Source organism: Actinomycetospora sp. 2LY8.5, from assembly GCF_057180585.1.
The window spans coordinates 1-14,023 of the sequence record NZ_JBXUHE010000039.1 but is presented as its reverse complement, the minus strand read 5'-3'; the positions used below and the strand labels follow the sequence as shown (position 1 = coordinate 14,023).

Genomic DNA, 14,023 nt, shown 5'->3' with positions numbered 1-14,023 from the left:
TTCCGTCAGCCGAAGGCCGTCTGGGCGGTGGCGTTCGCCTGCGTCATCAGCTTCATGGGCATCGGGTTGGTCGATCCGATCCTGCCCGCCCTGGCCACGCAGCTGCAGGCGTCGCCGGCCCAGGTCTCGCTGCTGTTCACCAGCTACCTGCTGATCACCGCGGTCATGATGCTCGTGACCGGGTGGGTCTCCAGCCGCATCGGCGCGAAGGCCACGCTGCTCACCGGGCTGACGATCATCGTCGTGTTCGCGGCCCTCGCGGGGGCGTCCGGATCGATCGGCGAGATCGTCGGCTTCCGGGCCGGCTGGGGGCTGGGGAACGCGCTGTTCATCGCGACCTCGCTGGCGGTGATCGTCGCGTCGGCCAGCGGCGGCTTCGCGGGCGCGATCATCCTCTACGAGACCGCACTGGGCGTCGGGATCGCGCTCGGGCCGCTGGTCGGCGGCCTGCTCGGCTCGGTGAGCTGGCGTGCCCCGTTCTTCGGCGTCGCCGTGCTCATGGCGATCGCCCTGATCGCGACGCTGGTCCTGCTCGACAAGACACCGAAGCCCGCGAAGAAGATCAGCCTGCTCGACCCGATCAAGGCGCTGCGCCACCGCAGCCTCGCGACGATCGCGCTGACCGCCTTCGCCTACAACTGGGGCTTCTTCACGCTGCTCGCGTACTCGCCGTACTCGATGGGCGGGCTCGACGAGCTCCAGCTCGGCGCCGTGTTCACCGCGTGGGGCGTGCTCGTCGCGATCTTCGCGGTGTTCGTCGCGCCGGCGCTCGAGCGGCGGTTCGGCACGGTCCGGGTGCTGTACTTCGTGCTCGGGCTGCTCGCGGTCGACCTGGCCGTCATCGCCTTCTGGAACGACACCCCCGGCGTCGTCATCGGCGCCGTGATCGTCGCCGGCGCGATGATCGGGCTGAACAACACCCTGGTCACGCAGGCCGTCATGTCCGTGGCGCCGGTCGAGAGGCCGGTCGCGTCGGCGTCCTACAGCTTCGTGCGGTTCCTGGGTGGCGGGCTCGCCCCGTGGATCGCGGGCCTGCTCGCCGAGGCGTTCCTGCCGGACACGCCGTTCTGGGTCGGCGCGGTCGTGGTGGCCGTCGGCATCCTCGTCCTCGCGACCGCCCACCGGCTGCTGAGGCGGGTGGAGACGGGTGAGGTCGAGGTCTCGTCGGTGGCGTCGTCGTCGTCGGAGCCGGACGAGCCGGTCGCCCGCCCGGTCCTCGTCGCGGTGGACGCCGCGCCGCACGCCCCGGCGGTCGCGGCCGCCGGCGGGCGGTTGGCGAGGCTGCTCGACGCCCCGCTGGTCGTGGTGCACGTGCCCGAGAGCGCGGTCGTCGACGCGGCGGCCGCCTCCGACGCCGACGCCGGGCTGGGTCTCGACCGGTCGGCGGCCGCGGCGCGCGAGGCGCTCGGTGCGGAGGCGTCGGTGACGACCGAGACCCTCGCGCCGGCCGGGAGCCACGACGACGTGGGCAGCGAGCTCGTGGCGGCGGCCCGGCGCCTCGACGCCCGTGTGGTCGTGGTGGGACGCCCGCGGGGTGGTGCGCTCGCCGGCCTGGCCTCGCCGAGCGCCGACCGTGCGCTCTGGACCGAGGGCCCCTGTCCGATCCTCGTCGTGCCCGACGGCGCCGGTGATCGACGTGGCGATACGGACACTCAACGTCAGCGGCGCCACGCCGCTGACACTTCGGGAGCCTCGGTGCGGGGGCAGGTGCGGGACGGCGAGGGGCGGCCGCGGCGCGCCGTCGTCACCCTCATCGACCCCGACGGGCACCAGCTCGCTCGCGCCGAGGCCGGCGTCGACGGGAGCTACCGGCTCGACGTGGGGCGCGTGCGTTCCGGCGCGGGCCTGCTGCTCGCGCGGGGCCGCGACGACGCCCACGGTCACGCCGAGCCCACGGTCGTCCCGGTGGCGCTGGACGGTGAGGTCGTGCACGACGTCGTGCTGACCGCGACCGGCGCCCCGGAGCCCGTCGGGCGCTGACCCCGCTGAACCCCCGGACACACGAACGGGCCCGGCCCACCGCGAGGGGTGGACCGGGCCCGTTCGTCGTGGGTGCGGCGTCAGGCGGGAACGCCCGGAATCTCGAACTGGCTCGGCAGCTCGGGAAGGAAGTCGGACACCGCGGGCAGCTGCGGCAGCGCGGGGGCGTCCGGCAGGCCGGGCAGCTCCTCGCCGTTGAACGTGTTGCCCTGGCCGTTGCCCTGGCCGATGACGTTGCCGGCGTCGACGCCGACGTTGCTGCCCTCGGACGTGACGTTGTTGTTCTCGTCGACATGCGACTCGGCGGACGCGAACGGTGCAGCGGCCAGCAGGCCGGCGGTGACGCCGACGGTGACGACGCCCAGTTTCTTCAGCACGAGAACTCCCTGTGATGGTCGGGGGATCAGGCGCCGGCGGCCGAACGGCTGAGGAGCGCGACGCCTCGGACAGGTCAACGAGTCTGTGATGTGCTCGTGACCTCAGGGGTGGTTTCGGCCCCGAAAGGGGGACGACAGGTCGGTCGTCCTGAGGAACACGTCGGCCCGGCCACCGAAGGATGGCCGGGCCGTCGTCCGTGGTGGGGAGCCTCAGATCGGGAGCGAGCTCTCGGCCTCGGGGGTCTCGGCCTCGGGGGTCTCGGGGACCGCGACATCCGGGGTCGGGATGGCCGCCTCCTCGCCGAGCACGCTCACGGCGACGTTATTGCCACTGAGGTTCCCGTTGAGGATGTCGTTGCAGACGATGTTGGCGGCGTTGGCCCCGCCGACCGGCGCCTGGGCGAGCACGTCGCCCAGCACCGCGTCGCCGCTGATCCCGCCGTCGGCCTCGGCCGATCCGCCGGTCACGTTGCAGTCCGAGCTGCCGTGGTGCTTGCCGTGGTGGTCGTGGCCCGACTCGTGGGCGGACGCGAACGGTGCGGCGGCCAGCAGGCCGGCGGTGACGCCGACGGTGACGACGCCCAGCTTCTTGAACACGAGAACTCCTGATGGTCTGTCGGGGAGCGGCGTGGACCGAAGGACAACGAACAGCGCGGCCACGCCCGCACCACTCAACGAAGCCGTCATGGGCGTGGTACTCCGGTCGGCGCTGGAGCCCCCGAACGGGCGGCGGGCGCCACGTCCGGGTACGGCCCGACATGGAGCAGCGGTCGCCCGGGACCCGGCCACCTTCGGACGCAGGCCGGTGGTCTCCGTACCGCCGATAGACGAGAGCCCGGCCACCGATCGGATGGCCGGGCTCTCGTCGGGTGGAGCAAGGGTCGATCAGGCAGCCGCGTCGGCGGTGCCGTCCTCGTCGATGTCCTCGTCGTCGATGGTGACGGGGGTCTCGTCGTCGCTCCCGAGAACGCTGACCGACACGTTGTTGCCGCTCAGGTTGTCGTTGAGGATGTCGTTGCAGACGATGTTGGCGACGTTGGCCCCGCCGAGCGGTAGCTGGGCGAGCGCGTTGCCCAGCACCGCGTCGCCGCTGATCCCGCCGTTGGCCTCGGCCGAGCCGCCGGTCACGTTGCAGTCCGAGCTGCCGTGGTGCTTCTTCTTGTGGCCGTCGTGGTCGCCGTGGCTGTGCGAATGACCGCCGTCGTGCGGGGCCTCGCCGGCCGACGCGAGCGGAGCCGCCGCGAGGAGACCCGCGGTGACGCCGACCGTGACCATCCCGAGCTTCTTGAACACTGTTCCCCCTGGGGACGATGTCGCGTGGTGATCGAACAGGCGGGAGAGCACTTCGGGCCCGACCGCCGAAAGGGTGAGCCGCCTCGGCGGGGGCCCACGGTCACGTCGGTACCGGCACGGCCGGTCGCGGCGTGTCGCCTCGGACGGGCCGCTACAGCAGGCCGCTGGCCACGTCGACGTCGACGTCGTTGTCGCTCAGGTTGTCGTTGAGGATGTCGTTGCAGACGATGTTGGCGGCGTTGGCACCGCCCACCGGGACCTGGGCGAGGACGTTGCCGGCGAACGAGTCGCCGTCGATGCCGCCGTTCGCCTCGGAGCTGCCGCCGGTCACGTTGCAGGAGCCCGAGCTCTTGTGGTCACTGTCGTGGCCACCCTCGGTGGCGGATGCGAACGGCGCGGCAACCATGAGGCCGGCGGCCACGCCGACCGTCACGACGCCAAACTTCTTGATCACATGAACTCCTCGAAGAGCTTCGTCGGGGGAGCGGGACCGCCGGATGGGTCCGCCCGCCACGGCGGGCAAGGACGCGGACGGCGTGTCCTCGAGATGTCACCGCTCGGACCGGATCGGTCCCGGGGCGACATCACGATTCTCAACGAGGGGGTCACAGGGCGGTTACGCAGGGAATCGGAGCGGTCGGAATCAGTGACTCTCGGTCGTCACGGAGGCCGACTCGGTCCACCGCGCTGCACCCCGAAAGAGGGGGTTACGGGACCCGAACGGCGTAGTGAATGTTCGGCGCGTCGAGGTGTGATCCGATCACGCCCCTCGTTCGGGGGTCGCGATGTCGCGAGCACCACGCTCGTGAGTGGCGGCCGCGCTCCCGTGCACGGGCGGGGTCCGCGGTGCGCGACGATGTCCCGGTTCCGGGCCGGAGGGGGAGGGTGACGTGGGTCAGGCGCTGCGGGAGCTCGTCGACGACGTACTCGACCTCGAGCGCATCGAGCGCGACATCTTCCGAGGTCGGAGCCCCAGGGAGTCGCTGCTGCGCGTGTTCGGGGGCCAGGTGGCCGGGCAGGCGATGGTGGCCGCGGGGCGCACCGTCGACGAGGACCGCGACGTGCACTCGCTCCACGGGTACTTCCTGCGGCCCGGCGACCCGTTCGCCCCCATCGTCTACGAGGTCGACCGCACCCGCGACGGGCGTTCCTTCACCACGCGGCGCGTCACGGCCGTCCAGCACGGCGAAACGATCTTCACGATGTCGGCGTCGTTCCAGCGCGCGGAGGAGGGCGTCGAGCACCAGGCGCCGATGCCCGCGACGCCCGGACCGGACGGGTTCCAGCGCCGCGACATGGCCCCGATCCCGGGGGACCGGCCGGCGCACACCACCACGGGTCGTCGCCTGACCTGGCCACTGGACATCCGCTACGTCGACCACTCGCCCTGGGACGAGACCGAGGACCGCGACCCGTGCAACCGCGTCTGGGTTCGCGCCGACGGCGAGCTCCCCGACCCGTCGTCGGCGGCCGGGCGGCTGCTGCACGTCTGCGTCCTCACCTACGCCAGCGACCTGACCCTGCTCGAGGCGGCGGTGTTCCCGCACGTGGTCGACGGCGCGGCGTCCGAGGAGGTCAGGCTCGCGAGCCTCGACCACGCCGTCTGGTTCCATCGCCCGTTCCGCGCCGACGAGTGGCTGCTCTACGTGCAGAAGTCGCCCAGCGCCGGCGCCGGGCGCGGGTTCGCGAGCGGGCGCTTCTACACACAGGACGGGGTGCTCGTCGCGTCCGTGGCGCAGGAGGGGCTCATCCGGCAAGGTCGGGGCTGACCGCGAGTCCGTGCTCCAGGTACGGCCCGTCGCCGGCGGCCGTGCTGCCGACGCGCCGGGCGAGCGGCGGGGGCAGGAAGTCGGCGAGATCGCCCGTCGCGACCCAGGCCCAGCGGTCGAGCTCGTCGGCCTGCAGGACGATGAGACGCTCGTCGTCGCCGAGACGGCCGCCGTCGAAGAGGAACAGGAGCTTGTCCCAGCCGTCGCCGTGGGTCCAGTCCACCGAGAGCAGTGGCCCCGGGAGCCGGTCCAGCCCGAGTTCCTCGGCGATCTCGCGGCGGCACGCGACGGCCGGCGACTCGCCGGCCTCGACGACCCCGCCCGGCACGTCCCAGCCCGGCTTGTAGACGGGGTGCACGAGCAGCACCCGCCCGCCGTCGTCGCGGAACACCGCCCCGGCGGCGACCAGCGGACGGGCGGCACCGGGCGGCGGGTACGGCACGCCTCGAGACTCTAGGGGCCTCGGTGCGAGCGATGCGGCATCGCTGGCCTCTGACGCCAGGATCGCCACACGCTCGCGGCACGACACGCCGAGAACGGGGTGCACGGCGCGCCGACGCGCCTGTCAGGCCACGGGCACGGGGACGGGTTCCGCTGCGAGGGGAGGGGTCGCGTCGGCCGCGTCGGCCGCGCGTCCGAAGAACTCGAAGTCGGTCGGGTCGAAGTGCCGCGTCTCCCACCAGTACCGCACCGTGAACCCCGGCCAGATCGTCCGGTTCACGCCTGCCGCGTCCAGGTACCAGCTCGTGCACCCGCCCCGCGTCCAGATGCCCTTGTCCAGGCGGCGCTGCACCGCGGTGTTGGAGCGCTGCTGCACCGCGGCGCGCACGTCCAGCCCGCCCATCCCGGTGGCGTGCACCGTCGAGATCGCCTGCGCGACGTAGCGCGTCTGGCACTCGATCATGAACACCACCGAGTTGTGCCCGAGCCCCGTGTTGGGACCGAGCAGGAAGAACAGGTTGGGGAAGTCGGTGACCGTGATCCCCAGGTGCGTCGCCATGCCCTCGGCGGCCCAGGTCTCGCGCAGCGTCCGCCCACCGCGACCGGTGATCTCGAGACCGTCGAACGCGTCGGTGACGTGGAACCCGGTGCCGTAGATCATCACGTCGGCGTCCCGCTCCACCCCGTCGCCGTCCACGATCGACGCGCCGCGCACCTCGTGCACGCCGCCGGTGATGACGTCGACGTCGGGCCGCGCGAGCGCCGGGTAGTAGTCGTTGGAGACGAGGATGCGCTTGCAGCCGATCGAGTAGTCGGGCGTCAGCTTGGCGACGAGGTCGGGATCGTCGATCGAGGCCTTGATGTGCTGGGTCGCCAGCCACTCGACCGGCTTGAGCAGCGCGGGGTTGGTGTTGAAGCCGACCGCCCGCGACTCGAGTGCGGCGTACACCGCCGCCCGGTAGGCGCGGTGCGCCCTCGGGTGCCGGGCGAGGAACTCGCGGCGCCGCGACGACAGCGGCTTGTCGCCCTTCGGCAGCACCCACGCCGGCGTGCGCTGGTAGAGCTGGACCTCGGCGGCGACCCCGGCGATCTGCGGGACGAACTGGATGGCGCTGGCCCCGGTGCCGATCACCGCGACCTTCTTGCCGCGCAGGTCGACGTCGTGGTCCCACCGCGCGGAGTGGAACGACGGCCCCGCGAACGACGCGGCGCCGGGCAGGTCGGGGGTCTTCGGCAGGTGCAACGCGCCGACCCCGGAGACGAGGAACCGCGCGGTCCAGTCGCGCCCGGCGCGGGTGTGCACGGTCCAGGTGCGGCGCTCCTCGTCCCACGTCGCGCCGGTCATCTCCTGGCCGAAGCGCAGGTGCCCGCGCAGGTCGTGGTCGTCGGCGACCCGCTCGAGGTAGTCCCGGATCTCCGGCTGCGGTGAGTACGACCGCGACCAGTCCGGGTTGGGATCGGTGGAGAGCGAGTACATGTGCGACGGGATGTCGCACGCGCAGCCGGGATAGGTGTTGTCGCGCCAGGTGCCGCCGAGCGACTCGGCCTTCTCGAGCAGCACGACGTCGGTGATCCCGGCTTTCCGTAGAGCCAGGAGCTGCCCGAGCCCGGCGAAGCCGGAGCCGACGACGACGACCTCGTGCACCCGTTCATGCCCCGACACGGGCGGCCTCCTGCGGGATCACGTCGGTGAGGGTCGCGGGCACGGCGAGCAGTCCCCCGACGTGCGCGGCGACCTCGTCCGCACGCTCCAGGTTGATCATGTGGCCGGCCCCGGGCAGCAGCACGATCCGCGCGTCGGGCAGCGACGACGCGATCGCGCGCGCGTGGCGCTGCGGGCAGAGCCGGTCGTGGTCGCCGACGAGGACGACGGTCGGCGTCCCCCGCAGTGCGGCGAGGGACTCGCGGCGCCGGTGCTCGCCGATCGACAGACGGAACGCCGCGACGCTCGGCGGGTGCGCGGCCAGCGCCTGCTCGGCGACCGAGAGGACGTCGGCGCGCCGGGGCCGGCGACCGAAGACGAGCGCGCGCACCACGCCGGAGATCGCGGTGGCGCGGGCACGGGGGCGGGCATGCCCGGCACGTCCGACGTCGCCGATCTCCCCGGCCGGCGCGCGGTGGCCGAGTCGGGCGGTCAGCGGGATGAGCACGTGCTCGCCGCGCGCGACGAGCCGTCCGCGCCGCCCCGGCAGGCCGAGGTCGAGGCGGTCCATGTCGTCGCTCGCCGTGGCGACGAACGCGACCCCGGCGATGCGCTCGGCGACCAGCGCGGGGTGGCGCTCAGCCAGCGCCATGATCGACATGCCGCCCATGGAGTGGCCGGCGAGCACGATCGGGCCGTCCGGGACGCGCTCGCGCAGGAGCGCCGCGAGGTCGTCGGCGGCGGTGCCGATGGTCGCCGTGCCCTCGGGGGCGTTGTCCGAGCCGCCGTGGCCGCGGTGGTCGTACCGGATCACACGTGACGTCACGCCTGCGCGGCGCAGGTCGTCGAGCACCCGGTCCCAGGTCCGCAGGTCCTGTGACCACCCGTGCACCAGCACGAGGGTCGGTCCGGGAGCATCACCGGACTCGGCGACACGTAACCGCGTGCCGTCGGGGGTGATGAACCGGTCGACCTTCTCCGACACCGCCGTGCTCCTCTCGTCCCGGTCCCTCAGTCGTCCCCGAGGAGGAACGACCGGCGCCACCAGGTCATGCCCGGACGACCGACGAGTCCGGCCTCGTCGAGGAACGGCATGATCTTCTCCCCGGCCCAGCGGATCATCTCCCGGTGATGGGGGTTGCCCAGTGCGGCGCGCCGGCCCACGGCGGGGTCGATGCCGACCGCCTCGTAGACCTTCGGATTGATCAGGCTGCGGACCACGAACATCGAGATGTAGGCGATGATGAAGCGCTGGTAGGCCTTCTCGGCGCGCGAGAGGGTCGCCATCCCGCGGGTGACCTCGTCGCGGGCGAAGGAGACGTGACGCGCCTCCTCCATGATGTGGATGCGGTTGACCTGGCGCATCAGCGGCTGGATGCGGTCGTCTCCGGCCTGCTCGCGCTGGAGGCGGTCGAGCACCTCCTCGGCGACGAGGATCGCGCCGTAGGCCGCAGGTCCCCAGCTGACCAGCGAGAACAGCTTGCCGAGCTGGCGGATTTTCTCTTGCGGCCCGTACGGCTCGACGCCCGCGGTGTGGACCATGCGCGCGAACATCTGCGAGTGCCGGCACTCGTCGGCGACCTCGGTGAGCGCGAACTGCGCCCGCGGCGTCGTCGGGTCCTCGGCGTAGAAGTCCTTGAGCAGGCGCTGCATGAGCAGCACCTCGAACCACAGGCCGACCGAGGCGACGCTGCACGCCTCGTGCTTGCCGAGCTCGACGCGCTGCTCGGGTGTCATCCGCTCCCAGAGCTCGGTGCCGTAGAGCGACACCCGGTGCTCCGGCATCCAGATCTTGTCCGCGGGCAGGGGGGCGTCCCAGTCGATGTCGACGGACGGGTCGTAGGACTTCTTCGCGGACGACTTGAGGAGACGCTCGGCCGTCGCGTGGCGGTCGGCCTTCGGGGTCGAGCTCTGCTGCCCGTCGTCTCGCGGGCCGGTCTTCTCCGCCGTGGGCGCGCTCATGGCTGGGTGTCCTCCCGATCGCCGGTGTCTGGCCCGAACATCCGGTAACCCGCACCTGGTGTACGTCTTACCGTTGGTAACTGTAACCAGTGGTAGCGTGCGGACCTGTGCCGGACGATGTCAAGCCGAACCGCCCCGGGAACGCCCCCTCGCGTGACGGGCGTCGCACGCGCTGGGAGAAGCACCGGGCGCAGCGTCGCGCGGAGTTCGTCGAGGCCGCGATGCGCGTGCTCGCCGACGTCGGGCCGGACTTCGGGATCGAGCAGGTCGCAGTCGAGGCCGGCGTCACCAAGCCGGTGCTCTACCGGCACTTCTCCGACAAGGCCGACCTCGTCGAGGCGATGGGTGAGCGGGCGACGGAGATCCTCCTCGACCGGCTGATCCCGGCGCTGAACAGCGAGGAGGCGCCGCTCCCTCGCATCCGCAAGTCGATCGACGCCTTCTTCGGGACGCTGGACGACTACCCCAACCTGTACTGGGTCCTCGCCCGCCACACCCCGATCGACGGCCGCGGCCCGGACGTCGTGCGCGAGGACAAGGAGATCATCGCGACCGCGCTGTCGGCGATGCTCGGCGACTACCTGCGCGCCTTCGGGCTCGACTCCGGGCCCGCCGAGCCGTGGGCCTACGGCGTCGTCGGCTTCGTCCAGAACACCGCGGAGTGGTGGCTCGAGCGGCAGTCGATGAGCCGGGAGAGCGTCACCGAGTACCTGACGATGCTGGTCTGGGCGGCCATCGACGGCTTCGCCCGCCAGCAGGGCGTCACGATCGATCCCAACGTCCCGCTCGAGATCAACAAGGTGGTCCAGCTGCGAGCGGGGGACAGCAGGTCGAGTACCGATCGAGCAGTGAGGAGCCCGGAGCGATGACGCCAGCGGCAGCACCCGAGCACGACGGCACCCATGACAGCTCCCACGATCGGGAGCACGACGAGGACGGCTACACGGGCCCGGCGACCTTGGCGGTCGACGACGCCGAGTACGCCGTCGAGGTCACCCTCGTCGGGCACTTCGAGCCCCTCGACGGCCGGTACCACTGGTACGGGCGCGTCGCGGTGCACGACGAGCTGCACGCCGCGCTGGGCGGGAAGAAGCGCCCGGCGCGCGTCACGACCCCGGTCGGCGCGGCCGACGGCGAGCTCTCCGACGTCGACCCGTGGGGCCGCTACCGGCTCGCGGGGACGTCGACGCCGCCGTTCGCGGTGGAGTCCGCGGGCGAGCTCGAGACGGCCGGGTGATGGCGGCCCTCGGCGAGGAGGGGCGTGAGATCGCCGAGCGTGAGGCGGCGGCGCACGGGCTCGACCTCGACACGGTGCTGTCGGTCGCCACTCCCCGGCGCGCGGTCGACGTCATCGCCGGGCTGATCGGCCCGACGGTGACGTTCGGCCCGGTCCCGGCGGGGCCGCACGACATGGCGACGGCGTCGGCGACCGGCTCGGTCGGCAAGCTGCGGGCCTGGCGCGACGGCGTGACCCGCGTCGTCGTGTGCATCCCGGTGGCCCTCGACGTCGTGGTCGAGATCGGGACCCGGCGGATCCCGGCGGAGGTCGACCTCCAGGTGCGCGTCGGGCTCGCCGGGCGCGCGGCGGCGGGCGCTGTGGAGATCGACGTCGACCCCGTGCGGCCTGGGGACATCGACGCGGACATCCGCACCCGCGGTGTCGGCGGGGTGTTCCTGCGCCGCCTCGGCGACCTCGACGCGGAGATCCGGCACCACGTCGGCGTCTACGTCTCGGCGGTGCTCGCGACGCCCGAGGCCGCCGCCGAGTGCCGGATCGCGGTGGCCTGATCGTCCTATGTGAGCACTTTCCGGGCCTATAGGCCCGGAAAGTGCTCACATGCGGGTCAGGCGGCGGAGGAAGCGCCTGCCGCGGGGTCGGGCGCCGATGACGTGGTCCTTGCCGTCCTCGATCAGCGACCCCACGGTCTCGGCGGCGTCCCGACGGTTGCGGCCGATGCCGCCGCCGGGACCGCGCTTGATCCAGCCGACGACGTAGGTGCCCGGGTGCCCGTCCACCCGCCCGGCGTCGTTCGGGATCGTGCCGGTGCCCTCGTCGAACGGCAGGCCGGGTGTCGGTCGCCCGCGGTGGCCGATGGCGCGCACCACGAGCCCGGCGGGCAGGTCGGTCCCGCCGGCGCGCACCCCCGCCACGCGGTCGTCGCCCAGCAGGGCCTCGACCGGCGCGTGGAAGCGGAGCACGACGCGACGCCGGCCACCGGCCTCGGGGATCTCGGGGACCTCGGAGAGCCGTGGCACGTCGCAGAGCAGCGCGGCGTGGTCGGCGGGCGCCGCCGCGTCGATCGTCTCGGCCACGCGCGGGTCGCGGTCGTCGACGACGACCTCGAGGTCGTCGCGACGCAGCAGCGCGAGCAGCTCGCCACGCGTCCACGCGGCGTGCTCCGGACCTCGCCGCCCCAGCAGCGTCACCTCGCGCAGCCGGCTCGCCCGCAGGCGCGCCAGCGCGCCGGGGGCTATCGCCGACCCGACCAGGCGGTCCGGGTCGGCGGCGAGGATGCGGGCGATATCGAGCGCGACGTTGCCGGTCCCGACGATCACGGCGCGCTCGGCGTCCGTCGGCACGGCGTCGGCGGCGATCTCGGGGTGACCGTTGTACCAACCGACCACGGTGGTCGAGGGCAGGTGCCCCTCGAGCTCCTCGCCGTGCACGTCCAGCGGGCGCGAGGTCGGCGCCCCCACCGCGTAGACGACGGCGTCGTGACGCGCCGCCAGCTCGTCGGCGTCCACGTCGCGGCCGACCTCGGTGCCGAGGCGCAGCCGCAGGCGGTGGTGATCGAGGTAGCGGCCGAAGGATTCACCGATGCGCTTGGTGTCGAGATGGTCGGGCGCGACACCGAACTGCACCAGGCCCCCGGTGACCGGGAGCCGGTCGTAGAGCGTCACCCGCGCCGTGGTGTGCAGCAGCAGGTCCTGCACCGTGTACATCCCGGCGGGCCCGCTGCCGACCACCGCGACGTCGAGGCGCGGGAAGTCAGCCGGCAGGACCCGGTCGAACCGCACCGGGCCCCAATCGTGGAACAACGGTGAGCCCTCGTCGGGCGCGGCGGGCTCGGTGCCGGCGAAGTGCTCGGCGTTGATCGCCGGGTAGTCGGCGAGCGGGCCGGTGAGCTCCTCGACCGGGAACACGGCGTCGACCGGGCACGCCTCCGCGCACGCCCCGCAGTCGATGCACGTCCGCGGGTCGACGTAGAGCATGTCCGTCGTCCCGAAGTCGGGCTCGTCGGGCGTCGGGTGGATGCAGTTGACCGGGCAGGCCGCCACGCACGAGGCGTCGGTGCAGCACAGCTGGGTGATCGCGTAGGGCATGGCGGCCCGCGCCCTCTACAGGACGTGCGCGGCGCGGTAGAGCGCCTTGGCCGGGCGGGTCAGCAGCCCGGCGGAGTCGAGGAACTCCATGAGCCCGGCGCAGCTCGAGCGCAGCAGAGCCCGATGGTTCTGGTTGCGCCGCGCCTCGCGCCGGGCGCGCTTCGGGTCGAGGCCCGCGTTCTCGTAGACCTTGCCGCTCCACATGCTCGTGACGATGAAGTACCCGGCGAAGGCGACGACGAGGGCGTTGAACTGCCGGCGCGCGGCGCTCGCGCCCTGCAGGCGCTCGAGGGTCTCCTCGCGGGCGAAGCGCATGTGCCGCGCCTCTTCCACCACGTGGATGTTGTTGATCGTGCGCGCGAACGGGGCGACGCGCTCGTCACGCATCCAGTCGCGCTGCATGACGTCGAGAACCTCCTCCGCCACGAGGATCGCGGCGTAGGCGGCCTCGCCCTTCGCGAGGGTCTTGAAGACGCGCCCGCCCTCGATGACGTGGCGCGGCGGCCGGTACGCGGGCGCCCCGAGCTTCTTGGCGCCGCGCGCGAACATGATCGAGTGCCGGCACTCGTCGGCGATCTCGGTGAGCGCCCACTGGAAGGCCGGATCGGTCGGGTCCTTCGCGTAGAAGTCCCGGATCATCATCTGCTGGAGGATCATCTCGAACCAGATGCCGGTGCTCGCGACCGACGCCGCCTCCTGGCGGGTCAGGGCCGCGCGCTGCTCCTCGGTCATCTCGTCCCAGTAGGCGGTGCCGAAGAGGGTGCTCCACTCCGGCGAGGTGCCGTGGTGGCGCGGGTCGACCTCGCCGTCCCAGTCGACCTCGCGCAGCGGGTCGTACGAGAGCTGGTCGGACGAGTCGAGCAGCCGATTCGCGACGTCCGCCCGGTGCGTCGTGCTCTGCTCCGCGGTCGTCATGATTCCTCCTGGCCGGACCTCGGGTCACTGTTACCTGTAGTATGCGATACCCAAGGTAGCGGTAACAGCATGTCCGGCCGGAACCGGGTGTGGCTGCGGTCACGGAGGCGGCTGTCACGCGACCCGTGTGAGCGGAGTTCCCGGCTGTCGCCGGGAACTCCGCGCACATGTCTACGGGCGGGAGAGCTTGAGGAGCTCGTCGCGGTCGACGACCTTGACGCGGGGTCGGCCGTCGGGCTCGCCACGGCCGCGCTCGTGGGCGTCGATGGCCTGCCAGCCGGCCTGGTCGACGAGGTCGGGGCAGCGCTCGCGCAGCCAGG

15 protein-coding genes are annotated in these 14,023 nt (G+C 72.6%); 5 read left to right on the top strand and 10 right to left on the bottom strand.

From position 1 onward, the window contains the following. Positions 1 to 27 precede the first annotated feature (27 nt). The gene (locus AC2A1K_RS28855) at positions 28 to 1,980 is read left to right on the top strand and encodes an MFS transporter (RefSeq protein WP_483899793.1); all 1,953 of its coding nucleotides are present in this window, start codon (positions 28 to 30) and stop codon (positions 1,978 to 1,980) included. 80 nt (positions 1,981 to 2,060) lie between these two features. On the opposite strand, the gene AC2A1K_RS28850 is transcribed toward AC2A1K_RS28855, so the two are convergent. From AC2A1K_RS28850 to AC2A1K_RS28835, 4 genes are all read right to left on the bottom strand, one after another. Then, on the bottom strand, positions 2,061 to 2,357 hold the full coding sequence (locus AC2A1K_RS28850) for a hypothetical protein (RefSeq protein ID WP_483899792.1): 297 nt from the start codon (positions 2,355 to 2,357) through the stop codon (positions 2,061 to 2,063). A 210-nt stretch (positions 2,358 to 2,567) separates the two neighbouring features. Continuing rightward, positions 2,568 to 2,954, bottom strand: a complete 387-nt coding sequence (locus AC2A1K_RS28845; protein ID WP_483899791.1) for a hypothetical protein — start codon at positions 2,952 to 2,954, stop codon at positions 2,568 to 2,570. A 288-nt stretch (positions 2,955 to 3,242) separates the two neighbouring features. Next, positions 3,243 to 3,650, bottom strand: coding sequence for a hypothetical protein (locus AC2A1K_RS28840; RefSeq protein WP_483899790.1), 408 nt, complete (start codon positions 3,648 to 3,650; stop codon positions 3,243 to 3,245). Between the two features lie 151 nt (positions 3,651 to 3,801). After that, a complete protein-coding gene (locus tag AC2A1K_RS28835; protein WP_483899789.1) occupies positions 3,802 to 4,104 on the bottom strand; it encodes a hypothetical protein in 303 nt (100 codons plus the stop codon). A 436-nt stretch (positions 4,105 to 4,540) separates the two neighbouring features. Between AC2A1K_RS28835 and AC2A1K_RS28830 the strand changes: the two genes are divergently transcribed. Then, a complete protein-coding gene (locus AC2A1K_RS28830) occupies positions 4,541 to 5,419 on the top strand; it encodes an acyl-CoA thioesterase (RefSeq protein ID WP_483899788.1) in 879 nt (292 codons plus the stop codon). Here the strand turns inward: AC2A1K_RS28830 and AC2A1K_RS28825 are convergent. The 4 genes from AC2A1K_RS28825 to AC2A1K_RS28810 form a co-directional block, all read right to left on the bottom strand. Next, entirely contained in the window at positions 5,397 to 5,861 is a 465-nt protein-coding gene (locus AC2A1K_RS28825) for an NUDIX domain-containing protein (protein WP_483899787.1), read from the bottom strand. The two genes, AC2A1K_RS28830 and AC2A1K_RS28825, sit on opposite strands and share 23 nt — an antisense overlap. Before the next feature lie 123 nt (positions 5,862 to 5,984). Further along, the gene (locus AC2A1K_RS28820) at positions 5,985 to 7,523 is read right to left on the bottom strand and encodes a flavin-containing monooxygenase (protein WP_483899786.1); all 1,539 of its coding nucleotides are present in this window, start codon (positions 7,521 to 7,523) and stop codon (positions 5,985 to 5,987) included. After that, on the bottom strand, positions 7,510 to 8,487 hold the full coding sequence (locus AC2A1K_RS28815; RefSeq protein ID WP_483899785.1) for an alpha/beta fold hydrolase: 978 nt from the start codon (positions 8,485 to 8,487) through the stop codon (positions 7,510 to 7,512). Before AC2A1K_RS28815 ends, AC2A1K_RS28820 begins: the two co-directional genes overlap by 14 nt. 26 nt (positions 8,488 to 8,513) lie before the next feature. Beyond that, positions 8,514 to 9,464: an AurF N-oxygenase family protein gene (locus tag AC2A1K_RS28810; protein ID WP_483899784.1), complete on the bottom strand. Its 951-nt coding sequence runs from the start codon at positions 9,462 to 9,464 to the stop codon at positions 8,514 to 8,516. A gap of 107 nt (positions 9,465 to 9,571) precedes the next feature. Between AC2A1K_RS28810 and AC2A1K_RS28805 the strand changes: the two genes are divergently transcribed. Genes AC2A1K_RS28805 through AC2A1K_RS28795 form a run of 3 tightly spaced genes read left to right on the top strand, consistent with a single transcriptional unit; the run spans position 9,572 to position 11,252 of the window. Beyond that, a complete protein-coding gene (locus tag AC2A1K_RS28805; protein ID WP_483899783.1) occupies positions 9,572 to 10,333 on the top strand; it encodes a TetR/AcrR family transcriptional regulator in 762 nt (253 codons plus the stop codon). Then, positions 10,330 to 10,701 carry a DUF4873 domain-containing protein gene (locus tag AC2A1K_RS28800; protein WP_483899782.1) on the top strand — a complete coding sequence of 124 codons (372 nt, stop codon included), beginning with the start codon at positions 10,330 to 10,332 and terminating at the stop codon, positions 10,699 to 10,701. Before AC2A1K_RS28805 ends, AC2A1K_RS28800 begins: the two co-directional genes overlap by 4 nt. Then, positions 10,701 to 11,252, top strand: coding sequence for a hypothetical protein (locus AC2A1K_RS28795; RefSeq protein ID WP_483899781.1), 552 nt, complete (start codon positions 10,701 to 10,703; stop codon positions 11,250 to 11,252). Before AC2A1K_RS28800 ends, AC2A1K_RS28795 begins: the two co-directional genes overlap by 1 nt. A 45-nt stretch (positions 11,253 to 11,297) precedes the next feature. On the opposite strand, the gene AC2A1K_RS28790 is transcribed toward AC2A1K_RS28795, so the two are convergent. After that, positions 11,298 to 12,788: an FAD-dependent oxidoreductase gene (locus AC2A1K_RS28790; protein ID WP_483899780.1), complete on the bottom strand. Its 1,491-nt coding sequence runs from the start codon at positions 12,786 to 12,788 to the stop codon at positions 11,298 to 11,300. Positions 12,789 to 12,803: 15 nt separating this feature from the next. After that, a complete protein-coding gene (locus AC2A1K_RS28785) occupies positions 12,804 to 13,703 on the bottom strand; it encodes an AurF N-oxygenase family protein (RefSeq protein WP_483899779.1) in 900 nt (299 codons plus the stop codon). Positions 13,704 to 14,023 lie beyond the last annotated feature (320 nt).